This window comes from Providencia sp. Me31A (assembly GCF_050487165.1).
Taxonomy (GTDB): Bacteria; Pseudomonadota; Gammaproteobacteria; order Enterobacterales; family Enterobacteriaceae; genus Providencia.
This window is the reverse complement of the sequence record NZ_JBKQGZ010000017.1, coordinates 45,678-71,928: the sequence shown is the minus strand read 5'-3', so window position 1 is coordinate 71,928 and position 26,251 is coordinate 45,678. Positions and strand designations below refer to the sequence as shown.

Below are 26,251 nucleotides of genomic sequence, written 5' to 3'. Positions count from 1 at the left end.
TATTAGCACTGCCGAAAGTGTAACAACGAGGCAATACACATGTCCGATATGACGACTGATGCACAATGTGCAACTTCTTCCGCTATTTCTGTCACACCAGATAAAACGAATCAAAAAACCAACCTACTGGATTTAAATCGCAAGCAAATGCGTGAATTCTTTGCGCAAATGGGCGAAAAACCTTTTCGTGCCGATCAGGTTATGAAATGGATTTACCATTATTGCTATGATGATTTTGACCAAATGACCGATATTAATAAAGTCCTGAGAGCAAAACTGAAGGAAGTGGCGGAAATCCGTGCTCCAGAAGTCTCTGAGGAACAACGCTCAGCGGATGGTACCATCAAATGGGCACTTAAAGTCGGAGACCAATTGGTTGAAACGGTGTACATCCCTGAAGCGGATCGCGCCACACTGTGTGTATCTTCACAAGTAGGCTGTGCATTAGAGTGCAAATTCTGTTCGACTGCACAACAAGGGTTTAACCGTAATTTACGTGTGTCAGAAATTATTGGACAAGTTTGGCGTGCAGCCAAAATTATTGGCTCACTGAAATCCAGTGGCCGACGCCCCATTACCAACGTCGTGATGATGGGGATGGGCGAGCCATTATTGAATTTAAATAATGTGGTTCCAGCAATGGAAATCATGTTAGATGATTTTGGTTTTGGTCTATCTAAACGACGCGTGACGATTTCAACGTCAGGTGTCGTGCCGGCGTTGGATAAATTAGGGGATATGATTGATGTGGCATTAGCCATTTCATTACATGCTCCAACGGATGACATTCGTGACGATATCGTACCAATTAATAAAAAGTACAATATTGAAACTTTCCTAAACAGCGTAAATCGCTATTTAACCAAATCAAATGCGAACGCAGGGCGGGTAACCGTTGAGTATGTGATGTTGGATCACGTTAATGATAGTGTTGAGCAAGCACACCAATTGGCGGAATGTCTAAAAAACACACCAAGTAAAATTAATTTAATTCCGTGGAATCCGTTCCCAGGAGCTCCGTATGGTCGTAGCTCAAATAGTCGCATCGATCGCTTCTGTAAAGTATTGATGGGATACGGTTTTACGACTATAGTTCGTAAAACGCGTGGCGATGATATTGACGCTGCATGTGGTCAATTAGCAGGAGATGTGATCGATAGAACAAAACGAACTCTGAAAAAACGCTTAGCTGGGGAACCTATCAAGGTAAAAACAGTCTGATTTATAGATAATCTCAAATCAGTGAATTAGGTTATGATCTAGGGCGTTTTAGCGTTATGAAAAACGCCTTCGTTCACCTACAATAGTAAAAGTAATAACATAAATTTAATTGTTGTTTCAACGCTATGATAGATTCTGACGAATAAAGTGGGTCTAGACTTGCTTTATATCTTTTAAACTTGGAAATAATGTTGCCAGCAAATGACTATCGAAAATAATACCGAACAAACTACTGTAACAGTAGGACAATTATTAGCGCAAGCACGTGAGCGCATGGGGCTAACACAAGACGTTGTTGCAGAACGATTGTGCCTTAAAACGAGTACGGTAAAAGAGATAGAACAAGATATTGCTCCAGCTGGCGTGGAACCGACATTCTTACGGGGCTACATTCGTCTGTATGCACGTATGGTAGGGATAGCGGAAAGCGACATTAAAACGCTAATGAAAGTTGAAGAAGATATCCCTTTAGTTAAAGCATCACCAATGCAAAGTTATTCATTAGGCAAAAAGCGTAAAAAACGTGAAGGCTGGTTAATGAAATTAACGTGGCTGATAGTCATTATACTGATTGCGATGGTAGGTATTTGGTGGTGGCAAGATCATAATGCGCAAAAAGACGAGTTAGTCACTATGGCCAATCAAAGTGATTTAATTTTATCTCAGCAAGATAACAACTCGAATCCCGTTGATTTGCCGAGTTCAATTAATGACGCACCAGTCAATACATTGGAAAACCCGCCTGAAACGTTGGTTCAAAATCCTACACCAGTTAATACTGTGGCAGAAGAAGCCCCAGTAAGAACAATACCGTTACCAAATGCACCTCAGTCAGTTGTTGCACAAGAAAGAACGCAATCAACGGAAAACACTGAAGTGGCTCCTAGCAGCAGTGCATTGGTCTTAAATTTTACGGGGCAGTGCTGGTTAGAAATTCGTGATGCTAATAATAAAATCTTATTTAGTGGCACAAAGAATAATGGTGACAAGCTGGAGCTAGATGGTGCACAACCCTATCGCTTGAATATTGGTGCGCCAGCGAACGTTGCTATCCAGTTCCAAGGTAATGCGGTTGATTTAAGCCGCTTCATCAAGGCGAAACGTCCTGCAAAATTGAAGCTACCTGAAGCTTAAAAAGATTACAAATAAAAAGAAGCAAACTATATCCCAAAATGTCTTTTATGATAGGTTATAGTTTGCTTTCTTGTGTATAGTGAGGTCAGTCACACGTTAATGTTATCACTATAACACGGTATTAAAGAGCACATGGACGTTCGGAGAGTTAAAGAAAAATGCATAATGAATCACCGATAAAAAGACGTAAATCAACCCGTATCAATGTAGGCAGCGTGCCTATTGGCGATGGCGCACCTATTGCCGTTCAATCCATGACGAATACACGAACCACTGACGTTGAAGCAACGGTTCGCCAAATTAAATCACTTGAACGCGTTGGCGTGGATATTGTCCGTGTCTCCGTTCCCACGATGGATGCGGCAGAAGCGTTTAAATTGATTAAACAACAGGTCAATGTGCCGTTAGTGGCTGATATTCATTTTGATTATCGGATAGCACTTAAGGTTGCTGAGTACGGCGTTGATTGTTTGCGTATAAACCCAGGTAATATTGGTAGCGAAGAAAGAATTCGTCAAGTTGTTGATTGTGCTCGCCATTATAACATTCCCATTCGCATTGGTGTGAATGGAGGTTCCCTAGAAAAAGATATCCAAGAAAAGTATGGTGAGCCAACGCCAGAAGCATTAGTTGAATCAGCAATGCGCCATGTTGATATTTTAGATAGGCTGAATTTCACGCAATTTAAGGTGAGTGTAAAAGCGTCTGACGTCTTTTTAGCCGTGGGTTCCTATCGTCTATTGGCCACGAAGATTGACCAACCGCTACATTTAGGGATCACCGAAGCAGGTGGTGCTCGTGCGGGTTCTGTTAAATCTGCAATTGGTTTGGGGATGCTTTTGTCAGAAGGTATCGGCGATACGCTGCGTATTTCCTTAGCCGCTGATCCAGTTGAAGAGGTTAAAGTGGGTTTTGATATCTTAAAATCATTGCGTATTCGCTCGCGAGGTATCAACTTTATTGCCTGCCCAACTTGCTCACGCCAAGAATTTGATGTGATTGGCACTGTCAATGAGCTAGAGCAACGCTTAGAAGACATTATTACCCCGATGGATGTTTCTATTATTGGCTGTGTGGTTAACGGTCCAGGGGAAGCTGAGGTGTCGACTCTAGGGGTTGCTGGGGCGAAAACGAAAAGTGGCTTTTATGAAGATGGTAAACGCCAAAAGGAACGTTTCGATAATGACAATATTATCGACCAATTAGAAGCAAAAATTCGTGCGAAAGCTGCCATGATGGATGAAAACAATCGGATTGAAATTAGCCAAAAAAATTAATTAGATAGATAAACTGGCTCAAGTAGAGCCAGTTTTTGCATTTATCAGAGGATTAATGGTGTTAATTCGCCGTGTTTTTTTCTAAAATCGGTCACTCATAGTCCAAATCAACAGATAAATCCCGATTAGTATCGGTAATAGGTGTTTGTTGATTGAATCTGATGATATTTCGCTCTTATAATCAAACTTATGTAATTCTGAAAATAGAGAAATAAAGTGGGAAAAAATATCCAAGCCATTCGCGGTATGAATGATTACTTACCAGCTGACACGCGTGTATGGCAGAAAATCGAAGCAACATTGAAAAATATTTTACAGGGTTATGGCTTTAGCGAAATTCGTACCCCGATTGTAGAGCAGACCCCGCTATTTCGCAGAGCGATTGGTGAAGTGACGGATGTCGTTGAAAAAGAAATGTATACTTTCAATGACCGTAACGATGAAAGTCTGACATTACGCCCTGAAAATACCGCAGGTTGTGTGCGTGCCGGTATTGAGCATGGTTTGCTGTACAATCAGGAACAGCGTTTGTGGTACTTAGGGCCAATGTTTCGCTATGAGCGCCCACAAAAAGGCCGTTATCGCCAATTCCATCAATTAGGTGCTGAGGTATTTGGTCTTGCTGGGCCAGATATCGATGCCGAAGTGATTCTAATGACGGCGCGTTGGTGGAAAGCTTTGGGGATTAGTGAACACGTCACACTAGAGCTGAACTCTATTGGTTCATTAGAGGCGCGTGCGAATTATCGTGAAGCATTGGTTGCTTTCTTAGAACAACATAAAGACAAGCTAGATGAAGACTGCAAACGTCGCATGTATACTAACCCATTACGGGTACTAGATTCTAAAAACCAAGACATCCAAGCTTTATTAAACGACGCACCTGAACTGTTTGACTACCTTGATGTCGAATCACGTGAACACTTTGATGGTTTATGCAAATTGTTAGATGCAGCGGGTATTCAATACAGAGTCAACCAACGTTTAGTTCGTGGTCTTGATTACTATAACCGTACTGTATTTGAATGGGTAACAACCGCACTAGGTTCACAAGGGACGGTTTGTGCTGGTGGCCGTTATGATGGCCTTGTAGAGCAACTCGGTGGCCGTGCAACCCCAGCGGTGGGCTTTGCTATGGGTATGGAGCGCATGGTGTTATTAGTGCAGCAAGTAAACCCTGAGTTTACTGCCGATACCTCTGTGGCGGATGTCTATTTAGCATCATTTGGCGACAATAGCCAACAAGCTGCTTTATTGGTTGCTGAACAGGTTCGTGATGCATTACCAACCTTGCGCCTGATGACTAACCACGGTGGTGGTAACTTCAAGAAACAGTTAGCAAGAGCCGATAAACAAGGCGCTAAAATTGCGCTGATCTTGGGTGAAGACGAAATTAATAATAGCCAAGTTACATTAAAAGATTTACGCACTGGCGAACAAGAAACCATTTCACAGCAACTAATGGCCTCGCGTATCGCTGAGCTATTAGGTTAAGGAGAGACGAGTGGAAGTCTATACAAACGAAAATGACCAAGTTGATGCAATCAAACGTTTTTTTGCTAATAATGGTGTTGCATTAGTGGTTGGTCTCGTTATTGGTGTTGGTGGCGTGTTTGGCTGGAATTATTGGCAAACTCATAAAACCAATACGCTGCAAGAAAGTGCACAAAAATTTGAAACGGTGAATATACAGTTACGTTCGGGTTCTGAAGAGGGGATTGCCTCTGCACAGAAATTTGCAGCTGAGACGGATGATGTTTACAGTGCGATGATGAGCTTAGAGCTCGCTCAGATTGCGGTTGATAAAGGTGATTTAGCCCGTGCGCAGACGGCATTGACTAATGCATTAGCTAAAGCGAAATCCATTGATATGCAAGATTTAATTAACTTGCGTTTGGCTCGTGTACAGTTAGCGCAAGGCAATGCTGATGGTGCGATAGCCTCTGTGGCAAATATCAAAGGTAAGTCATGGCAAGCAACGGCACAGGATGTCCGTGGCGATGCATTACTCCATAAGGGTGATAAAGCGGGAGCGAAAGCAGCGTACACTCAGGGGTTAGAAAGTGAAGGTTCTCAATCTCTTAGAAGCATTTTAACTCTGAAATTGAACAACGTATCTAATTAATAAGAAGAAAGGAAACGACAAACATGCAGTTGCGCAAAACTCTTTTGGTTGGCCTAGTCGCTTCAGCTTTACTTGCCGGTTGTTCCAGCGAAACTGACTCTATTATCATGGCGCCACTTCCACAGGTTGAAAATCAATTCACTCCAACAATTGTTTGGGATAAATCTGTTGGGAATGGTGTTGAACAATTTTATTCTGAATTGTCCCCAGCTTGGGATGGCTCAGCAGTCTATGCGGCAGATCGTAAAGGCTTAGTAAAAGCACTTGAACTAGATAGCGGTAAAGAGATTTGGTCGGTTGATTTGTCTAAGCGTACAGGTTTCCTTTCAGCTAACATATCGGCTTTACTTTCTGGTGGTTTAACTGTTGATGGCGATAAAATTTTTATCGGGACAGAGCGTGGGACGGTTATTGCGTTAAACAAAGAAGATGGTCAAGTCGTTTGGGACGTTGAAGTGGCGGGCGAAGCTTTGTCAAAACCCGTTGTCAGCAATGATTTGGTTATCATTCATACCAGTAACGGGCAGCTACAGGGACTAGATGTCAACAGCGGTGAAATTAAGTGGACCGTTAATATGGACACGCCATCACTGTCATTACGTGGTGAGTCTGCACCCGCTGTCGCGTTTGGCGCGGCGATAGTAGGTGGTGATAATGGTCGTGTAAATGCCGTTTTATTGTCCCAAGGTCAATTAATTTGGCAACAACGTATTTCTCAGGTAACCAGTTCAACTGAAATTGGTCGCTTGAATGATGTTGATATGACGCCAATTATTGATGACGGTAAGGTTTATGCCATTGCGTACAATGGCACATTGGCGGCACTTGATATGCGTTCAGGCCAAATTATTTGGAAGCGTGAATTAGGCTCAGTTAATAATATGGTACTGTCTGGTGAAAATCTCTATTTAGTTGACCAAAATGACCGTGTATTGTCTGTGCGCAAGAGTGATGGTGTGACTTTGTGGACGCAGGAAGACTTATTAAATCGTGGGTTATCTGCACCAGAAATGTATAATGGTTACCTTGTTGTCGGTGACAAAGAAGGTTATTTACACTGGTTAGATATGAGCACTGGTGGGTTTGTTGCTCAAAATAAATTAAACAGCTCGGGCATCCATAGTCGCCCAGTTGTGGCAAGTGATAAACTTATGGTTCAGACTAAAAACGGAACAGTTTATCTGTTAACACGTTAATTTTCTGACAAACCGCCAATTTATCGATAAAATCAACGGTTCCTGATGACAGGAGCCGTTTCGTTTTTTTGTTTTCTGAGTGAAAGCCTCAGAATTCCTTTAGTTAATAAAAGTTGTGAGGCATCTAAGAATGATACCCGTCGTAGCGCTGGTAGGGCGTCCAAACGTTGGAAAATCCACGTTATTTAACCGTTTAACCCGTACCCGTGACGCATTAGTGGCGGACTTTCCAGGTCTGACCCGTGATCGTAAATATGGTCGTGCTGAAGTTGAAGGGCATGAGTTTATTATTATTGACACAGGTGGTATCGATGGGACTGAAGAAGGCGTTGAAACGCACATGGCTGCACAGTCCTTACAGGCAATTGAAGAAGCAGACATTGTTTTGTTTATGGTTGATGCAAGGGCGGGTTTAATGCCTGCGGATGAAGGTATCGCCAAACATCTTCGTAGCCGTAAAAAGAAAACGTATTTAGTTGCTAATAAAACTGATGGTATTGACGTAAATACTGCGGTTGGCGATTTCTATTCACTAGGCTTAGGTGAAATCCATCCAATTGCCGCTTCTCATGGCCGTGGTGTAACTCAGCTTATCGAGCAATCATTAAAGCCTTTTATTGACGTCGAGGAAGAAGACGTTGAATTGACGGAAGAAGAGGAAAATGCCGCTTATTGGGCGGAGTTAGAAGCGGAAAGTGAGCTTGCTGAAGACGAAGAAGATGATTTTGACCCAACCACGCTCCCGATTAAACTCGCGATTGTTGGTCGTCCAAATGTGGGTAAATCAACCCTGACAAACCGTATTTTAGGGGAGGAAAGGGTGGTTGTGTTTGATATGCCAGGCACAACCCGCGACAGTATTTATATTCCAATGGAACGCGATGAACGCGAGTATATTTTAATCGATACTGCCGGTGTACGTAAACGTGGAAAAGTGACTGAAACAGTTGAAAAATTCTCTGTTATTAAAACGTTGCAAGCGATTGAAGATGCTAACGTTGTATTATTAGTTATTGATGCGAGAGAAGGTATTTCAGACCAAGATTTATCGTTACTGGGTTTTATCCTCAATGCAGGACGTTCATTAGTTATTGCGGTGAATAAATGGGATGGCATGAAGCCAGAAGACCGTGAACACGTCAAAGACATGCTTGAACTGCGCCTTGGTTTTGTTGATTTTGCGCGTATTCACTTTATTTCTGCATTGCATGGCAGTGGTGTAGGTAATTTGTTTGAGTCGGTACAAGAAGCCTATGAATCTGCGACTCGCCGTGTCGGTACTGCACTGTTAACACGCATCATGAAAATGGCGGAAGATGAACACCAGCCCCCATTGATCCGCGGTCGCCGTGTGAAAATGAAATATGCACACGCAGGTGGACATAATCCACCGATTGTGGTGATCCACGGCAACCAAGTGTCAGACTTACCCGACAGCTATAAACGCTATCTGATGAACTATTTCCGCCGTTCATTACAAGTGATGGGGACGCCAATTCGAATTCTGTTTAAAGAGGGTGAAAACCCATATGCAGATAAGAAAAATAAATTAACCCCAACTCAATTGCGTAAACGTAAACGTTTAATGCAGCACTTGAAAAAACGCTAGTTAATTAAGGTTCATTAACCTTATAGAAAGCCGTAACAAAATGATTATGTTACGGCTTTTTACTATATTACTTACTGCGAAAGCTTGGAAACTAAACATTGTGCCTGTGTTGCCAAAATAGATAACAATGGAACAGCAGGGGAATAAATGATTGAGGGAAATTATGGATACTCGTTCTTCTACGCGATTAAACAAATATATCAGTGAAAGTGGTATTTGTTCACGGCGTGAAGCTGACCGTTATATTGAACAAGGCAATGTTTTTATTAATGGAAAGCGCGCAGCTATTGGTGATCAGGTCTTTGCCGGAGATACCGTTAAGGTCAATGGTCAGCTCATTGAGCCGCGAAATGAAGAAGATTTAGTCTTAATTGCATTGAATAAGCCAGTGGGTATTGTCAGTACCACAGAAAGTGGTGAAAAAGATAATATCGTCGATTATGTCAATCATAGTACCCGTATTTTCCCTATTGGTCGCTTAGATAAAGATTCTCAAGGGTTGATCTTTCTGACAAATCATGGGGATCTGGTGAATAAAATTTTACGTGCGGGAAACTCCCATGAAAAAGAATATTTAGTCACTGTCAATAAGCCCGTTACCGATGAGTTTATTCGCGGTATGGGGGCAGGGGTACCCATTCTAGGTACCATGACCAAAAAATGTAAGGTTAAAAAGGAAGCACCATTTGTATTTCGTATTACCCTGGTTCAAGGGTTAAATCGCCAAATTCGTCGCATGTGTGAGCACTTTGGTTTTGAGGTCACAAAACTTGAACGTATTCGAATTATGAATATTAAACTGACAGGTATCCCTGTTGGTGAATGGCGCGATTTAACCGCTGATGAATTGATTGAGCTATTTGATATGATGGAAAAATCAGAGTCGAATGTGAAACCGAAAAAAGCACAAAAATCACCATCGGCAAATAAGAGCAGTGTGAAGCAAGGTACTGCGAGTAAGCCAAAAGCGAAGCCAGAGAACCCAACACGTAAGAAATTTACACAACCAGGTAGAAAGAAGAAAAAACGCTAACGTGTGGGTTTAGTTTCAAATAAAGTAGAACATAAGGCTAAGTGCTTGGGCGCATAATGCGCTTAAACACTGGCCTTTTTGTGTATTTAGTACCTAACATTTTAAGGTTATGTCGAGTTTATCTGTTGCTTAAGGGCAACCCTACACTTTCCCAACTCTGCTGAGTCTTCAACGCAATATTGCCATCAAATAAATTTTTGGCATTCCAGACAGTCGCCGTTGCGAAATCAATAAAATTTGATGATTCATTGATTTCTGGATCAGATACGGTAGCCACCCATATTTTTCCTGCAATATCCCAGCTGTAACCTCCTAACTCCATGGCAAGCAAGTAAAATGCTTTGTTTGGGATACCTGAATTTATATGAACACCACCATTATCAACATAGTAAGGTAAATTGCGAAACTCAGACATATGGCCTACTTGTGGGTCTCTATTTGTATCAGATAAGCGGTATGCACTACCAGGATTGGCCATTGAACGCAAAGCTGACGCTCTATATCTATCAATAAATAAGTTCTCACCAATTAGCCAGTTAGATTCATCTACGGTTTCCTGTCGCACGAATTGTTTCACCATGATGCCTAAAACGTCAGCGACAGATTCATTTAATGCGCCTGATTGGTAGATATATTCAAAATTTGCTTTTGAATTAATGTAACCATGGGATAACTCATGAGCGATTATGTCAATATCATTGTAGAATGGACCAAAAGTTGTTCCATCTCCATCCCCAAAGAAAATAGCCTGAGAATTCCAGAAAGCATTGGCATAGTTTGTTCCATAATGAATAATCGCATTGATATCAGCAGTACAGCCAAATATTTGATTAATATTTAATTTATCCTTAAAAAATGAGCGAATAGTGCCAATTGAATCGTAGACAATAGCTGCAACTAACGAAGGCGCTTTGACATCGCCTTCTTGCATTATGATAGCAAAGTCATCATGTGGCATATGTTCATTTGGGGTCAGTTGATCACGTTGGCAAATCGGTAGATTAGAGTGGTCGTGATATGGGTTTTCTTCTGAACGTTGCGCATCACGAATAAGGCGATTATTGCCTTTTTTCATATTAATAGGACAGTTAGAGAATAATTCACGCTGTATACGCACATCTTCATCTGAATACAGTCGGCTCATAATATCATTGATATGCATAAGCGTGGGTTTCAATTCAGAACCACTGTTTTCAGCGACTAAACTGGATATCAGACAAGGTGATAATAAGGAACGACCTAGAATTTGACTCATATTATAACTCCATACAATTTGACTGAGATGGAATCATAATGGGTTTTGGGTGTTGTGTAACTAACTGATATTTAACTAATTTTATCAATTAATGTTACATTTAATTAAAAGGCAGAAACGTGATGCTTCTGCCTAAAAACATAAGTCCGTATTAGTAATTATGGTGTGACCCACTCTTTACCTGAAATTAAAAAATCAGTATAGAGGGCTGATTCTGGAGTATTAGGCTCAGGGTGATAATCGTATTCCCAACGAACAAGCGGCGGCATTGACATTAAAATTGACTCTGTACGGCCTCCACTTTGTAAGCCAAAGAGTGTGCCCCTATCCCAAACCAAATTGAATTCGACGTATCGACCACGACGATATAATTGAAACTGGCGCTCACGTTCACCCCATGAATGATCACGGCGTTTTTCAACGATAGGGACATAAGCCTGTAGAAAACCATTTCCGACGGCTTGAGTAAAGCTAAAACAAGACTCAAATCCACCTTGATTGAGGTCATCATAAAATAGCCCACCAATACCCCGAGGCTCATTTCGATGTTTTAAGAAGAAGTATTCATCACACCAATTTTTGTACTTGGGATAAACGTCATCACCATAAGGTTGACACAAATCGCGCGCAACGGTATGCCAATGAATGACATCTTCAGTAAATGCATAATAAGGTGTTAAATCAAAGCCCCCACCAAACCACCAAACAGGCTCTGCGCCTTCTTTTTCAGCAATAAAAAAACGAACATTAGCGTGAGTTGTCGGTAAATATGGATTGAGAGGGTGAATGACGAGTGAAACCCCCATTGCTTGGTAGCTGCGACCAGCCAGTTCAGGGCGATGCGCTGAAGCTGAAGCGGGTAATTTCTCCCCTTTAATATGTGAAAAATTAACGCCAGCTTGTTCAAATAATTCCCCATTGGTTAATACTCGACTGCGACCACCACCACCTTCAGAGCGTTCCCATGTTTGTTCTAGAAAAGTTTCTTTACCATCTAGTTCAGTGATTTTTTGGCAAATAGTATCTTGCAAGCTTTGTAAATAGGCTTTTACACGACTGATATCTGGGTAATTCATTGTTTTATAATAAAACCATAAGTAAAAAATAATGGTTAAAGTATACCCCTTTACATGAAAAAAGGCATATTGAATATTGATTGTGTGGTAAAAGCAGTGATAATGATAGAAAGATTAGTTTAGACGAGCAAATGTTATGGAAATACGGATTTTTCGCCAAGGTGATTACGAAGATGTACTGACGTTATGGGAGCGTTGTTCTCTTAATGAGTACTCAGGTGATCCTGAGCTTGATATCGAACGTAAATTACAATGCGGAGCAGACTTATTTTTAGTCGCTGAGGTTGCAGGAGAAGTCGTTGGCACCATTATGGGTGGATACGATGGTATTCGTGGCACAGCGGTTTACCTTGCCGTACATCCTGAGTATCGTGGTCGTGGTATTGCTAATGCTTTGGTAAGTCGACTTGAAAAAAAGCTAATTGCCAGAGGGTGTGGAAGAATTGAATTATTAGTTAGTGAAGAATCAGATGCCGCTATCTGTATGTTTGAAAAAATGTTATATGAAGAAGAACAGCCTGAGCGTTTGATTTACGCAAAAAAATTAACTCGCGAAATGGATTTTTAGGTTAGTTGGCTATTTGTTTAAACGTTGATGTGAATGTTTTGGCAAATAGATTGTCACAATATGCATTATGCGACTCATTAAAGAGGATGATATGTCACAACATGCAATGCTGAATAATCATAGTGGCTTTGTACCGTTATTCAAAGTATCTCTACTTTGTGGAGTAATGCTGTTATCGGGGTGTGCTGGCGTGAAAGTTTTTTCGCCATCAACTTGGTTCAGTGGTCCACTTACTGTTTCAAGTTCTGGACTAGGTGATGTCACCAATTTCACCCCTATGCAAGCGGATGTGGTCAAAGATAAGCTCAATGATCGATATATTATTCGCTCTGGCATGCAAATGGAAAATGGCGATGTTGTGACTGTTTTTCAAGGCCTGAATGATGATGAAGTTAAATTGGAAATCATAGGCCCTGAGCATGGTTATGTATCACGTATTATTGTGAATGACTCCGATATTGTCACCGAGTGGGGGCCAAAAATCGGTACTGAATTTAGTGAAATTTATCAAAAAGCATTCGGTGTTTGTGGTCTTGGTGAGCGAGTTAATGATGTAGCTACCATCGAATGTAATGCACCTCAGTCTACCAAGGTGATTTACCGCTTTACGGGTAAGTGGCAGGGGCCTGAAGACTTAATGCCTTCTGATGATGATTTACAAACTTGGAAGATATCACAGATTATTTGGCATAAATGATCTGATTTTTAAATAGTATCGCTGATGACTATCACGTTGGCGGTACCTCCTCCAAACAGACCGATCTTTTGTTCTTAAAGAAATGATCCCTTTCTTAAACTTTCTTTCTTATAATAGGCAATCAAACCTATAGACCTTTGCGTTAAAACAAAGTGAAGATCATAACGATAAGATACGATAGCATCATCGTTTATATAAAAATTAGGTTATATAACATATTAATTTTACGAGGTTTACCGTATGTCTCATTCTCAAAGTGGTATTTTGAAAGAACATAGCCGTTTTGGTATTTTTATTGAAGCACAAGTGCAAGAGAGATCTCTGGATGACGTGAAATCTGGATGTAAGAGCTTTGTTGATGCATTGACCAAATTGCAAGCACAGTATCCTGATGATCGTCTTGGTGCCGTTATTGCATTTGGTTCGGATATATGGAAGCAATTGGGACATGCGCAAAGTGCGCCGGAATTGAAGCCGTTTCAGACATTAGGTAAAGGGCTTGCACCGGCGACGCAAAGAGATATGTTTATTCATATTCAATCGCTACGTCATGATATTAACTTCTCTTTAGCTCAAGCTGCACTCAAAGCATTTGGTAAGTCTATCAATGTGGTTGAAGAGATCCACGGTTTCCGTTGGGTAGACGATAGGGATCTTAGTGGTTTTATTGATGGTACTGAAAACCCGCAAGGGGAAGAGATTGCGGAAGTTACACTGATTGAAGAGGGTGATGATAAAGGCGGAAGTTACGTTTTAGTTCAACGTTATGAGCACGATTTAAGAAAATGGGATCGTTTTTCTGAACATGAACAAGAAAAAATGATTGGTCGTACTAAAAAAGACAGTGTTGAATTAGATGAAGACGTACGCAATGTGACCTCTCATGTATCACGTGTTGTTATTGAAGAAGATGGCGAAGAGCTTTCAGTAATGCGCCACAGCTTGCCATATGGTACAGCAAGCGGTAAACACGGTTTATTCTTTATTGCTTATTGTGCACGGTTACACAATATCGAACAGCAGCTATTAAGCATGTTCGGTGAGAAAGATGGTAAATACGACGATTTACTGCGCATGACAAAAGCGGTTTCAGGTAGCTACTATTACGCGCCATCTATCGAAATGTTACTTTCTTTATAATTAATTTCTTGCCGCATGGATGCGGCGACTCATCTTAATGCTTACAGCTTGGCCATCATATTTATCCATATCAACGTCCTCAAATAACCTTATTCCCTGCTAATCGTTATTCAATGCGGTATTTACGTGTTGCTATTATGATTTTTGGGGGCAATTCAAACTCTTTTTCGCATAGCAATTCAAAATAGATATCACGGGTAGTTTGTGCTTCAAGATCAACGCCTTCTACGTTTTCGCTATATTAATGTTTTGATTTAGAGCCCCTATTTTTAAATCCTTTTGTGGGGGCTGCAATACAAGCGAAAAATGGAAGTGAGAAAATGAGTAACTGTGAGTAGTGGCTAATAACTAGCGAGTGATTGAATCAGATTCAAGTCATTAACTTATTAAAATAACAGAGGATTTCTATGCTTATGTCGATATTTTCTTTGTTATTCCAATTTGATATATAAAAAGGTGATTGATAGCTACACAGTTATAACCAAAACAGATACAGTGACTTTATGTTAGACGTTTGGGTTTAGTAATCATTGAGGGCAAAATGAAAAAGTCATTTTTGAAAAAGACCGCTTTGGCAAGTTTGGCCACCGTTTCGTTATTAGGAAGCTCACCACTAATAGCTGCTGAACTATTGAATAGCTCTTATGATATCGCGCGTGAATTATTCGTGGCATTAAATCCTACGTTTGAAAAACAGTGGAATGAAGCACATCCGAACGACAAGTTAACCATTAAGCAGTCACATGCGGGGTCATCAAAGCAAGCGTTGGCGATATTGCAAGGGCTTAAAGCCGATGTTGTCACTTATAACCAAGTCACAGATGTACAAATTTTACATGATAAGGGAAATCTGATCCCTACTGATTGGCAAGCGCGTTTACCCAACAATAGCTCACCTTATTATTCTACGATGGCATTTTTAGTGCGTAAAGGAAACCCAAAGGGAATTAAAACGTGGGACGATCTTGTTCGTGAAGACGTCAAACTTATTTTTCCTAACCCAAAAACATCAGGAAATGGCCGTTATACCTACCTTGCGGCGTGGGGCGCTTTTAATCAAGAAAATAAGGGTGATACCACTAAAACTCGTGAACAAATGAAACAATTTCTGAAAAATGTTGAAGTTTTTGACACGGGAGGCCGCGGAGCAACCACTTCTTTTATCGAAAGAGGGTTGGGGGATGTGCTGATCAGTTTCGAATCTGAAGTGAATAATATACGTAGCCAGTATGGTGAGTCTGATTACGAGGTGATTGTGCCTCCTGTGGATATTTTAGCCGAGTTTCCTGTGGCTTGGGTTGATAAAAATGTGCAAAAAAATGGCACAGAAGAGGTGGCTAAAGCCTATTTAAATTACCTATATAGTCCCCAAGCTCAGGAAATTATAAGCAATTTCAACTATCGAGTGAATGATAAAGCGGTTATGGAAGCCAATAGAGCCAAATTTCCTGAAACGAAACTCTTTACAGTCGAGTCACAATTTGAGAGCTGGCCAAAAGTGATGGAGGTACATTTCTCAACAGGTGGAGAGTTTGATGAATTAATGGCTCAAGGACGTCGTTAATGAATCGTTCTGGAAAGCGTTTTTTACCGGGATTCGGGCTAACGTTAGGCAGTAGCTTATTTTATACCTGCTTGATTTTGCTGTTACCCATGAGTGCGTTGGTTGTGCAACTGTCAGATATGACATGGCAGCAATATTGGGCTGTGATTAGTTACCCACAAGTGGTTGCTGCTTATAAAGTGACTTTGTTATCAGCGCTAGTTGCGAGCCTGTTTAATGCGGTATTTGGTATGTTGCTCGCTTGGATTTTGACTCGCTACCGCTTTCCAGGGCGCTTATTCTTAGATGGTTTGGTGGATTTACCCTTTGCCTTACCAACGGCGGTTGCAGGGTTAACGCTAGCGACACTATTTGCTACATCGGGTTGGTATGGTCAATATTTGCACCAGTTCGATATTAAAGTGGTGAATACATGGTTAGGGATCGCCGTAGCGATGGCATTTACCAGTATTCCTTTTGTGGTGCGTACGGTACAACCGGTTCTTGAAGAACTCGGGCCTGAATATGAAGAGGCTGCGCAAACGCTTGGTGCGAGTCGTTGGCAAACTTTCCGCCGTGTGGTATTGCCCGAACTATCTCCTGCGCTATTGGCGGGAACCGTATTGTCATTTACTCGTAGCTTAGGGGAATTTGGGGCGATTATTTTTATTGCAGGTAATATTGCATGGCAAACTGAGGTTGTTTCTTTGATGATTTTCAGTCAATTACAACAGTTTGACTACCCAGCAGCGAGTGCGGTTGCTTCCGTTATCTTAGCCGTTTCATTGCTACTTTTATTTAGTGTTAACTTAGTACAAAGCCGCTTTGGTAAGCGATTAGGAGGCAAATGATGGTAAAAGTCTCACCTATTCATGCTACTAATCGTTCTTCGGTTAACTGGGGAAAGTGGTCGCTGATTGCAATCGGTATTGTGTTTTCCGTTCTATTATTAATTATTCCTATTATTTGGATTTTTATTACAGCATTCCAAAAAGGCTTGGGTGCCGTTTTATTGAATTTAGCTGACCCCGATATGTTACATGCTATTGGTTTAACGGTGCTTATTGCATTGATTACGGTACCTGTAAATTTGATTTTTGGCACGATGATGGCTTGGCTAGTCACGCGTTTTCATTTTCCGGGAAGGCAAGTGTTATTAACGTTAGTGGATATACCATTCGCTGTTTCTCCGGTGGTTGCAGGTTTACTTTATTTACTATTTTACGGTTCAAATAGTTGGTTTGGTGGATGGCTTGAAGGGTTTGATATTCAGCTAATGTTTTCATGGCCTGGCATGGCATTAGTGACCATTTTTGTCACCTGTCCATTTGTGGTTCGTGAATTGGTTCCCTTGATGTTAAGCCAAGGTAGCCAAGAGGATGAAGCCGCGGTACTGCTAGGCGCATCCGGCTGGAAAATGTTCTGGCGTGTGACTCTACCGAACATTCGTTGGGCGCTATTATATGGCGTTGTTTTGACCAATGCGCGCGCCATCGGTGAATTTGGTGCTGTATCTGTGGTTTCAGGTGCGATCCGTGGTGAAACCTATACTCTGCCGTTGCAGGTTGAATTATTACATCAAGATTATAACACTGTAGGCGCATTTACTGCGGCAGGGATACTTGCACTAATGGCTATCATCACATTAATTCTTAAAAGTGCTTTGCAGTGGCATTTAAGTCGTCAACAGTCTGAATCAGGAGCCCATTGATCATGAGTATTGAAATTGAAAAAATCGGCAAGCTATTTGGTAAAACCCAAGTACTCAATGATATTTCTTTGGATATTGCATCGGGTGAGATGGTGGCACTTTTGGGACCATCTGGTTCGGGTAAAACCACCTTATTACGTATTATTGCAGGGCTAGAACAACAAAGTCATGGAGCGTTGCGTTTTCATGGGCAGGATGTGAGTCGAATTCATGCAAAAGACAGGCATGTGGGGTTTGTATTCCAGCACTACGCTTTATTTCGACATATGACCGTGTTTGATAACGTTGCGTTTGGGTTGACGGTGTTACCGCGTAAGCAGCGCCCATCGGCACAGGCTATTAAAGAAAAGGTGACGAAACTATTGGAAATGGTGCAACTTGCACATTTAGCTTCTCGTTATCCCGCGCAACTTTCAGGTGGACAAAAACAGCGTGTGGCATTGGCTCGCGCGTTGGCGGTTGATCCGCAGATTTTGCTATTAGATGAACCTTTTGGCGCCCTTGATGCTCAGGTTCGTATTGAGTTACGCCGCTGGTTACGCCAATTACACGATGAACTAAAATTTACCAGTGTCTTTGTCACCCATGACCAAGAAGAAGCTATGGAAGTTGCCGATAGGGTTGTCGTCATGAGCCAAGGCCATATTGAACAAGTGGGTACGCCAAGTGATATCTGGCAGCGGCCAGAAACGCGTTTTGTTCTTGAGTTCATGGGGGAAGTTAATCAAATATCAGGACAAATTAAAGGCTCAATGTTACATGTTGATGGGTATGAGTTTTCGTTAGCGCATACCAGTGCTCGCCAAGGTGATGTGGATGTGTTTTTACGCCCTTGGGAGATTTCGTTGCAAACGGAGGTGGATGAATATCACCGTTTACCTGTTCGAGTAACTGAATCTGGGCCAAGAGGGCATTTTTGGCAATTAACGGTTCAACCGATAGGCTGGGGGAAAGAACCATTGTCAGTTGTTTGGTCGCATTCTGAAAGCATTCCAGTTCGAGGTGAGCGTTACTTTTTAGGTAGTCGGAATGCTAAAATTTATCAAGGCGATACTGAATTAATTTCCCCTCATTTAGCCGAAAGTGCATGACGATAAGTTTTAATAATAGATAGCATTAATAATTAATATATTATTGATGCTTATTTTTACCATTTTCTCTGCGTGAACCTTTCGCTTTATCGCTAATTATCACAGATATTTGGCTAGATAACCCCTGTTTTTAATTTCAATATAACCAACTGATTTTTAATGAATAATAAAGTTTTTATTATAAATTTCAGCTGGTAATTCTATAAACTTATTGTAATATAATATATCAATTTGCTATATCAGTTATGGTAGTAAAGGTCATCTATTTTTCTAATGTTAACGTGAAGAGATTTCATTTTTCACATTTTAATATTGGCGATAATATCTTATCTCTATGGATTCTAATTTATAAATAAAAATTATAAGGATGATAAAGTGTCAACTCTGGAACAATTTATTGGTAATACCCCATTAGTAAAACTTCAGCGTTTGACGCAAGGGATCAATGCTGAAATATGGGTAAAACTTGAAGGAAATAACCCTGCCGGTTCAGTGAAAGACCGTGCCGCATTTTCGATGATCAGCGAAGCAGAAAAGCGTGGAGAAATTAAACCTGGCGATACACTGATTGAGGCAACCAGTGGCAATACGGGAATCGCTCTTGCGATGATTGCAGCGGTAAAAGGTTACAAATTAAAGTTATTGATGCCTGATAATATGAGTAAAGAGCGCCAAGCGTCGATGCGTGCTTATGGCGCAGAACTTATTTTAGTTAGCACCGCAGTGGGGATGGAAGGCGCACGGGATTTGGCCAAAGAAATGGAGCTGCGCAAAGAGGGCAAAGTATTAGACCAATTTAATAACCCTGATAATCCATTAGCCCATTTCAAAACTACAGGCCCAGAAATTTGGCAGCAAACCAATGGTGCTATTACGCATTTTGTTTCGAGTATGGGAACGACAGGAACTATCACAGGGGTGAGTCGTTATTTGAAATCACAAGGTGATGTGCATATTGTTGGTTTACAGCCTGCTGAAAAAAGCCAAATCCCAGGTATCAGACGTTGGTCTCCTAACTATTTACCCGGTATTTTTGATGAGTCTTTAGTTGATAGTGTGCTGGATATTAATCAGCAAGAGGCTGAAGATACTATGAGAGCTTTAGCGAAGGTCGAGGGGATATTCTGTGGTGTTAGTTCTGGTGGCGCTGTTGCTGGGGCATTAAAAATTGCGAAGGAAAACCCAAACGCAGTGATTGTAGCGGTGATTTGTGACCGTGGTGACCGCTATTTATCGACGGGTGTATTTGACGAATAGAAGGGTAAGTGAAGCGGGAAAGTGCAAGCTTATTTTGCTTTTACAAGCGCATAAAACCATCAGGCAAGCACCTGATGGTTTTGAGTAATAAAGAAAACTAACTTATTTCTTTATACGCATAATGACAGTTTCACCTACTGTCACTGCACCTGTCAGTTTGTTTAGTTCTTTGATTTCATCCATGTTAGAAATCACAACGGGAGTAAGAACGGATTTTGCTTTTTCTTCTAGCAAGGCTAAATCAAACTCAATGATTAAATCGCCTTTTTTCACCGCTTGGCCCTCTTCAGCGATGCGTTTAAAGCCTTCACCTTTGAGTTCAACGGTATCAATACCGAAGTGAACAAACAGCTCTATACCATCATCAGACTCAATTGAAAACGCATGGTTGGTTTCAAAGATTTTACCAATTGTCCCATCAACAGGGGCAACAATTTTATTACCGGCAGGTTTAATCGCAATACCGTCACCGACAATCTTCTCTGCGAACACAACATCTGGAACATCTTCAATATTGACAATTTCACCGGATAAAGGGGCGATAATTTCAATACTGCCACTGCTACTCTTGTCTTCCGAAACGAGTGATTTCAGTTTGTCAAACAGACCCATGGACCTTCTCCTAATCGTTTATATGGGACCGAACTAATGTGCTGTTCTTAGCATAACGTTTTTTCTTGGATAAAGGTATCTACAAGTTTCATCAATTCATCTGCTGTAGGTTGAGCAAGTGCTTGTTCAGCCAGAGCTTGTGTATCAGCAAAGTTCGCATTGCGAATTAATTTTTTGATACGTGGAATTGAAATCGCACTCATACTAAATTCATCCAGCCCCATGCCAAGTAGCAATAGGGTTGCACGCTCATCACCTGCTAACTCGCCGCACATACCTGTCCATTTACCCTCAGCGTGTGATGCGTCGATCACTTGCTTGATTAAGTTCAGAACAGCTGGTGACATCGGGTTATAAAGATGAGAGATCAGTTCATTACCACGGTCAACCGCTAAAGTATATTGGGTGAGATCGTTCGTCCCAATACTAAAGAAATCAACTTCTTTTGCCAAATGACGAGCAATGACTGCTGCTGCGGGGGTTTCCACCATCACACCAACTTCAATTGATTCGTCAAAGGCTTTGCCTTCTTCACGTAATTGAGCTTTTAGCACCTCAAGCTCTGCTTTTAGTTCACGAACTTCTTCAACGGAAATAACCATTGGGAACATAATACGCAGTTTACCAAATTTCGAGGCCCTTAAAATAGCTCTTAATTGTGAGTGTAAGATTTCTTTGCGGTCAAGACAAATACGAATTGCTCGCCAGCCAAGGAATGGGTTCTCTTCCTTAGGTAAATTCATGTACGGTAGGTCTTTGTCACCACCGATATCCATAGTACGGACAATAACCGCTTGACTGCCCATAGCTTCGGCCACAGCTTTGTAGGCTTGGAATTGTTCTTCTTCAGTTGGCAGAGCGTCCCTGTCCATAAATAAAAACTCGGTGCGATAGAGGCCTACACCTTCTGCGCCATTACGTTCTGCACCTGCAACATCACGCACAGTACCAATATTGGCACAAACTTCGACTTGGTGACCATCCAGTGTAATGGCTGGTAGGTCTTTTAATTTTGCCAGTTCTTCTTTTTCTTGCAGGTATTCATCACGGAAAGCTTTCAGTTTGTCGATTTCACTTTCTGATGGATTTAAGTAGATAGTGTTATTAACACCGTCTAAAACAATAAAGTCACCATTTTTGATTTTGCTGGTGGCATCGCTGGTACCGACAATCGCCGGTAACTCAAGGGAACGAGCCATAATCGAGGTGTGCGATGTACGGCCACCTAAATCAGTGATAAAACCTAGCACTTTGTCTAAATTTAACTGTGCGGTTTCAGATGGTGTTAAATCAGCGGCAACTAAAATGACTTCTTTGTCGATGGCGCTTAAGTCGACAATAGGAATATTTAAGATATTTTTTAATAAACGCTTACCGATATCACGTACGTCGGCTGCGCGCTCTTTAAGATACTCATCATCAAGGGATTCAAGTGCTTGAGCTTGGTCTTCAATAACGGAGTAAGCCGCGGCATCAGCGGTTTTTTTATCGCTTTTGATTAAAGAGACAATTTCTTGTTCGAGCTCTTCATCTTCCAGCAGCATAATATGACCTTCAAAAATCTCAGCTTTTTCGGCTCCAAGATTTTTTTCGGCTTTCTCTTTAATCAAATTGAGTTGTTCGGCTGATTTATTACGACCCTCAATAAAGCGTGCGATTTCTTTATCAACCTGATCGTCAGCGATTTTTTTGGTACTAACAACGATAGGATCTTCTTTGAGGATTAAAGCCTGACCAAAAGCAAAACCCGGGGATACTAAAATTCCTGAAATCATAATATTACCTTACTACTGGTAGGAGTTCTGATGTCGCAGAGACTACAGTGAGTTATCATCGATTATTCAAATATCCCTGAATGAATGGCATTCAGGGACAAAGCATGAAATCGGTAAAACGAATGCTCTTGCGTGCGAAATTATTCTAATTCGCCCATCAGTTTAACTAAATGTTCAACAGCTTCTTTTTCATCTTCGCCTTCAGCGGAGATAGTAACAACTGTACCTTGAGTTAAGCCCAGAGTTTGTAATTTAAATAAGCTTTTTGCGCTAGCGGATTTTCCGCCTGAAATTAAAGAAATATCAGAAGTGAATGCTTTTGCTTCTTTCACAAATTGAGCTGCAGGGCGGGTATGTAGACCATTCGGTGCCGTAATAGTGACTTCTTGTTGGAACATATTATTTCCTCAATAACTTTCGTTTTTTTAATTACCCAGACCATTGTAGATGAAATAGACAGGGTTTGCGTATAAGTTAGATTATTAACTTGCAAAAAGGTTTCCTACTTTGTGCGTAATCAATCCTTTTTAAGTTTTTACCTACGAATTTTTGACTTTCTATTGCCTGCTGGTAAATTTTTTACGTACCGAGCAGTTGACTTAAAGTGATTAATTTCGAGGCGCAAAATAATTACTATGTTTAATACTAAACCCCGTATGAGAAATCATCCCCATCCGTGCTAAAGTTTGATCCGTGCCACAAAAAAAGCACCATTAAGGTGCTTTTTTAACGAAAATGTAACGAAAATATGTTATTCGGCTGAGATGTCAGCGAACAGAACTGTGGACAAATAACGCTCACCTGAAGATGGCAGGATCACGACAATATTTTTGTCTTTAAATGCGGGGTCTGCGGTAATTCTTTTTGCTGCTGCAATGGCAGCGCCTGATGAAATGCCAGCAAGAATCCCCTCTTTTTCCATTAGCTCGCGCGCTGTTTTTATCGCCTCGTCATCACTAATTTGAATGACTTTATCGAGCAATTTTAAATCTAAATTGCCAGGGATGAAGCCTGCACCAATACCTTGAATTTTATGTGGGCCGGGTTTGATTTCTTCCCCTGCTAGTGCCTGAGTGATAACCGGTGAAGTTTCAGGCTCAACGGCGACGATGGTGACATCTTTACCCTTGGTGTTTTTCAAGTATCGAGCAATACCCGTAATCGTGCCGCCAGTACCAACGCCAGCAACAACTACATCAACGTTGCCATCGGTATCTTCCCATATTTCAGGACCTGTGGTTTTTTCGTGAATTTCTGGGTTGGCAGGGTTATTAAATTGTTGAAGGAGTAGGTATTTCTTAGGATTGCTGTTGACTATCTCTTCGGCTTTGGCTATCGCACCTTTCATCCCTTTAGCGCCTTCAGTTAACACAAGATTAGCACCTAACGCTTTGAGTAATTTACGGCGTTCGATACTCATAGTTTCTGGCATGGTTAAGGTGAGTTTATAGCCCCTTGCCGCCGCAACATAAGCGAGTGCAATCCCAGTGTTACCACTTGTTGGTTCTACTAATTCTTTGTCTTTGTTCAGGATACCTTTTTTCTCTGCATCCCAAATCATGTTAGCACCAATACGGCATTTAACACTGAAACTTGGGTTACGAGATTCCACTTTTGCTAAAATATGGCCATTGCCAAAATGTTTTAAGCGAACGAGTGGGGTGTGTCCAATGGTCAACGAATTATCTTCATAAATTTTGCTCATGGGATATCCTTAAAAATCGAATCGGTTAGCGAATTGAGTTGTGTTAGTGCGTAGATGACTAATTACAATATGAATTCAACATACGTGAAGAACAGATTAATGCAAATATGATTTGGGTCTAAGCTTATAACAAAACGCTATTTTAGATCTAATCGTTCTAAGAAATGATTATAGTGTAACAAAAATAAAGTAATAGAAGGGCGCAGGTAGTCAACCTGCGCAAATCAGAAGAGAACAATCAATAGCGAGCGTAGCGGATACGGTACCTATCCACCCACATCAATGTCGCCCCACAGACGGCAACAGGCATGATAACTAAATTGACGATAGGTACCATCATGAGCAAGCTAACAACGCCACCAAATTGAATGTTTCTCATCCGTTCTTTTGCTAGCGCCTGCTTCATTTCGCTAAAACCGACTCGATGGTTGTCAAATGGGTAGTCGCAATATTGGATGGACATCATCCAAGCACCGAATAAAAACCATAAGATAGGGGCAACAGTTTGGCCAATAGCAGGAATAAAAAATAAGACAAGTAACCCAATGGCTCGCGGCAAATAGTAACCGATGCGTACAAATTCACGTTTTATCATACGTGGAACATCTTTTAATAATTCGGCGATGCCAGTATCAGGAGCGGGTTTACCTGTCAGCTCGGCTTCAAGTTTTTCAGAGAGCCAGCCATTAAATGGTGCAGCAATAATGTTGGCAATGGTACTGAAAAAATAAGTAAATATTAAAATAATAGAAATAACAGCAAGTGGGAAAAGTATATAATCAAGCCACTGTAACCAATCAGGAACATAGCTCATCACTTTTTCTATCCAGCCACCAAGCTTAGTATATAACCACCAAAATGCGCCGCCTAAGAACAGAATATTGGCTAGCAGAGGCAAAATGACAAAGCGTTTTATACCGGGACGTGTAATTAGTCGCCATCCTTGTGTAAAATAATAAAAACCTGAATGGTCTTTTTGTGGCGAAAATGTCGATTGGGTCATACTTCTTGTTCTCTCCTTTTCGGTTGACCATGTATCATATAGATATGAAATTAGACTGACTAGCCATTATTTGCTTAAAAAAACAGCAAACGAAAGCGGAATGTTCTCTTTCTTGTAAGAAAATCGTTCTGAGGGTTGCACTTAGAGCAATTGAGAAATAATCTTAAGGTAGTTTCCGCCATGATGGCATTATCATTCATCAACTAGAGATAGCAGCGATGCAGGATTTGCGTCTGATATTAGTGGTCGTAGGTGCGATAGCCATTATCGCTTTATTACTGCATGGTTTATGGACCAGCCGTAAAGAGCGTTCTAAGTTATTTCGTGACAGACCCATAAAACGTAGAAAAAACGATACGCAGGAGAGCTCATCTGATTATGATGATTCTGCATTATTTACTGAAAATCAACCTACTCAGCAGGCACCGATTCATCCCACTGCAACTGAGACAGAGACTGTATATCCGGTAAAAAATGACTCTCAAGTTGAACCTAGTATACAGCCATCATCATCAGCCGAACCGGCTGTTGAATTAGACATTACGCCTGAAAAAAATCTTCAGGTTGAGCATAGCGTGGCATCGAAGGCTGAAGCGCCTCATGTTCCAGAGCAATTAACCATCAATATGAATGATGAAATTGCGCAGGAGCCTGCTCGCAATTTAGCATCTGAGCCACATATTGATTCTCATAACCTAAAAGAAGACTCACATGAACAAGCAGCGGCGCACACTGAGACGAAAACTGAACAACAGGAAAATTCTGCTACAACAAATAGCAAGGAGACAGTCCTGGTACTTCATGTAGCCGCTCATCAAGGGCAAGAGTTACAAGGTGAGGTCTTACTTCAAAGTATTTTACAAGCTGGTTTCCAGTTCGGGGCAATGAATATTTTCCATCGTCATGTCCATCCATCAGGAACAGGGCCGGTTTTGTTTAGTTTAGCTAATATGGTGAAGCCAGGTTCATTTGACCCTGAAACCATGTCAGAATTCTCTACCCCAGGGGTTTCCATGTTCATGATGGTGCCATCGTATGGGGAAGCAGGGCAAAACTTTAAGCTTATGCTTCAGGCAGCTCAACGCATCGCATCGGATGCCGGTGGGGTGGTTCTTGACGATGAACGCAAAATGCTTACACCTCAAAAAATAGAGGTGTACCATGCGCGAATTAGAAATACATTGAGCTAAGCAACGGTTTCATAAAACCCCCTTGATTGGGGG

Annotated in this window: 24 protein-coding genes; 17 read left to right on the top strand and 7 right to left on the bottom strand. The window is 41.3% G+C overall.

Annotated features, from left to right (window positions below; translation table 11 throughout):
• The first annotated feature begins 39 nt into the window (after nt 1-39).
• The 8 genes from ACLPIE_RS14905 to rluF all read left to right on the top strand — a co-directional run bounded on the left by ACLPIE_RS14905 (nt 40) and on the right by rluF (nt 9,595).
• Complete coding sequence (locus ACLPIE_RS14905; protein WP_430262572.1) at nt 40-1,221, top strand: bifunctional tRNA (adenosine(37)-C2)-methyltransferase TrmG/ribosomal RNA large subunit methyltransferase RlmN; 1,182 nt, start codon at nt 40-42, stop codon at nt 1,219-1,221.
• Nucleotides 1,222-1,422: 201 nt separating this feature from the next.
• Complete coding sequence (gene rodZ / locus ACLPIE_RS14900; RefSeq protein WP_430262571.1) at nt 1,423-2,355, top strand: cytoskeleton protein RodZ; 933 nt, start codon at nt 1,423-1,425, stop codon at nt 2,353-2,355.
• 158 nt (nt 2,356-2,513) lie between these two features.
• Nucleotides 2,514-3,632: a flavodoxin-dependent (E)-4-hydroxy-3-methylbut-2-enyl-diphosphate synthase gene (gene ispG, locus ACLPIE_RS14895; RefSeq protein ID WP_430262570.1), complete on the top strand. Its 1,119-nt coding sequence runs from the start codon at nt 2,514-2,516 to the stop codon at nt 3,630-3,632.
• Between the two features lie 216 nt (nt 3,633-3,848).
• Nucleotides 3,849-5,126 carry a histidine--tRNA ligase gene (gene hisS, locus ACLPIE_RS14890; RefSeq protein ID WP_430262569.1) on the top strand — a complete coding sequence of 426 codons (1,278 nt, stop codon included), beginning with the start codon at nt 3,849-3,851 and terminating at the stop codon, nt 5,124-5,126.
• A 10-nt stretch (nt 5,127-5,136) separates the two neighbouring features.
• Nucleotides 5,137-5,757 (top strand): YfgM family protein, encoded by a 621-nt coding sequence (locus ACLPIE_RS14885; RefSeq protein WP_430262568.1) that lies wholly within the window; start codon nt 5,137-5,139, stop codon nt 5,755-5,757.
• A 23-nt stretch (nt 5,758-5,780) separates the two neighbouring features.
• Nucleotides 5,781-6,953, top strand: coding sequence for an outer membrane protein assembly factor BamB (gene bamB, locus ACLPIE_RS14880; RefSeq protein WP_430262567.1), 1,173 nt, complete (start codon nt 5,781-5,783; stop codon nt 6,951-6,953).
• Between the two features lie 130 nt (nt 6,954-7,083).
• Nucleotides 7,084-8,562 carry a ribosome biogenesis GTPase Der gene (gene der / locus ACLPIE_RS14875; RefSeq protein WP_430262566.1) on the top strand — a complete coding sequence of 493 codons (1,479 nt, stop codon included), beginning with the start codon at nt 7,084-7,086 and terminating at the stop codon, nt 8,560-8,562.
• A gap of 163 nt (nt 8,563-8,725) precedes the next feature.
• The gene (gene rluF, locus ACLPIE_RS14870) at nt 8,726-9,595 is read left to right on the top strand and encodes a 23S rRNA pseudouridine(2604) synthase RluF (protein ID WP_430262565.1); all 870 of its coding nucleotides are present in this window, start codon (nt 8,726-8,728) and stop codon (nt 9,593-9,595) included.
• Nucleotides 9,596-9,713: 118 nt separating this feature from the next.
• On the opposite strand, the gene ACLPIE_RS14865 is transcribed toward rluF, so the two are convergent.
• Nucleotides 9,714-10,850 (bottom strand): M4 family metallopeptidase, encoded by a 1,137-nt coding sequence (locus tag ACLPIE_RS14865; RefSeq protein ID WP_430262564.1) that lies wholly within the window; start codon nt 10,848-10,850, stop codon nt 9,714-9,716.
• 158 nt (nt 10,851-11,008) lie between these two features.
• A complete protein-coding gene (hemF, locus tag ACLPIE_RS14860; RefSeq protein ID WP_430262563.1) occupies nt 11,009-11,926 on the bottom strand; it encodes an oxygen-dependent coproporphyrinogen oxidase in 918 nt (305 codons plus the stop codon).
• Nucleotides 11,927-12,062: 136 nt separating this feature from the next.
• On the opposite strand from hemF, the gene ACLPIE_RS14855 reads away from it, so the two are divergent.
• The 8 genes from ACLPIE_RS14855 to cysM all read left to right on the top strand — a co-directional run bounded on the left by ACLPIE_RS14855 (nt 12,063) and on the right by cysM (nt 19,933).
• Nucleotides 12,063-12,494, top strand: coding sequence for a GNAT family acetyltransferase (locus ACLPIE_RS14855; RefSeq protein WP_430262562.1), 432 nt, complete (start codon nt 12,063-12,065; stop codon nt 12,492-12,494).
• A gap of 91 nt (nt 12,495-12,585) precedes the next feature.
• A complete protein-coding gene (locus ACLPIE_RS14850) occupies nt 12,586-13,191 on the top strand; it encodes an RpoE-regulated lipoprotein (RefSeq protein ID WP_430262561.1) in 606 nt (201 codons plus the stop codon).
• 240 nt (nt 13,192-13,431) lie between these two features.
• Complete coding sequence (locus ACLPIE_RS14845) at nt 13,432-14,331, top strand: Dyp-type peroxidase (protein ID WP_430262560.1); 900 nt, start codon at nt 13,432-13,434, stop codon at nt 14,329-14,331.
• A 541-nt stretch (nt 14,332-14,872) separates the two neighbouring features.
• Nucleotides 14,873-15,895 (top strand): sulfate ABC transporter substrate-binding protein, encoded by a 1,023-nt coding sequence (locus ACLPIE_RS14840; protein WP_430262559.1) that lies wholly within the window; start codon nt 14,873-14,875, stop codon nt 15,893-15,895.
• On the top strand, nt 15,895-16,725 hold the full coding sequence (cysT, locus tag ACLPIE_RS14835; protein WP_430262558.1) for a sulfate/thiosulfate ABC transporter permease CysT: 831 nt from the start codon (nt 15,895-15,897) through the stop codon (nt 16,723-16,725). Before ACLPIE_RS14840 ends, cysT begins: the two co-directional genes overlap by 1 nt.
• A complete protein-coding gene (gene cysW / locus ACLPIE_RS14830; RefSeq protein WP_430262606.1) occupies nt 16,725-17,585 on the top strand; it encodes a sulfate/thiosulfate ABC transporter permease CysW in 861 nt (286 codons plus the stop codon). Before cysT ends, cysW begins: the two co-directional genes overlap by 1 nt.
• A gap of 2 nt (nt 17,586-17,587) precedes the next feature.
• Entirely contained in the window at nt 17,588-18,676 is a 1,089-nt protein-coding gene (gene cysA, locus ACLPIE_RS14825; RefSeq protein WP_430262557.1) for a sulfate/thiosulfate ABC transporter ATP-binding protein CysA, read from the top strand.
• Nucleotides 18,677-19,051: 375 nt separating this feature from the next.
• Nucleotides 19,052-19,933 (top strand): cysteine synthase CysM, encoded by an 882-nt coding sequence (gene cysM / locus ACLPIE_RS14820; protein WP_430262556.1) that lies wholly within the window; start codon nt 19,052-19,054, stop codon nt 19,931-19,933.
• A 102-nt stretch (nt 19,934-20,035) separates the two neighbouring features.
• Here the strand turns inward: cysM and crr are convergent, their stop codons facing one another.
• The 5 genes from crr to cysZ form a co-directional block, all read right to left on the bottom strand.
• Nucleotides 20,036-20,545 (bottom strand): PTS glucose transporter subunit IIA, encoded by a 510-nt coding sequence (gene crr, locus ACLPIE_RS14815; protein WP_430262555.1) that lies wholly within the window; start codon nt 20,543-20,545, stop codon nt 20,036-20,038.
• A gap of 47 nt (nt 20,546-20,592) precedes the next feature.
• Entirely contained in the window at nt 20,593-22,320 is a 1,728-nt protein-coding gene (gene ptsI / locus ACLPIE_RS14810; RefSeq protein WP_430262554.1) for a phosphoenolpyruvate-protein phosphotransferase PtsI, read from the bottom strand.
• Nucleotides 22,321-22,460: 140 nt separating this feature from the next.
• The gene (gene ptsH / locus ACLPIE_RS14805) at nt 22,461-22,718 is read right to left on the bottom strand and encodes a phosphocarrier protein Hpr (RefSeq protein ID WP_369310699.1); all 258 of its coding nucleotides are present in this window, start codon (nt 22,716-22,718) and stop codon (nt 22,461-22,463) included.
• A gap of 353 nt (nt 22,719-23,071) precedes the next feature.
• Nucleotides 23,072-24,025 carry a cysteine synthase A gene (gene cysK, locus ACLPIE_RS14800; protein ID WP_430262553.1) on the bottom strand — a complete coding sequence of 318 codons (954 nt, stop codon included), beginning with the start codon at nt 24,023-24,025 and terminating at the stop codon, nt 23,072-23,074.
• Nucleotides 24,026-24,263: 238 nt separating this feature from the next.
• Nucleotides 24,264-25,028: a sulfate transporter CysZ gene (cysZ, locus tag ACLPIE_RS14795; RefSeq protein ID WP_430262552.1), complete on the bottom strand. Its 765-nt coding sequence runs from the start codon at nt 25,026-25,028 to the stop codon at nt 24,264-24,266.
• Between the two features lie 218 nt (nt 25,029-25,246).
• Here cysZ and zipA point away from each other — a divergent pair, with 218 nt between their 5' ends.
• Complete coding sequence (zipA, locus tag ACLPIE_RS14790) at nt 25,247-26,218, top strand: cell division protein ZipA (RefSeq protein ID WP_430262551.1); 972 nt, start codon at nt 25,247-25,249, stop codon at nt 26,216-26,218.
• The last annotated feature ends 33 nt before the right edge of the window (nt 26,219-26,251 follow it).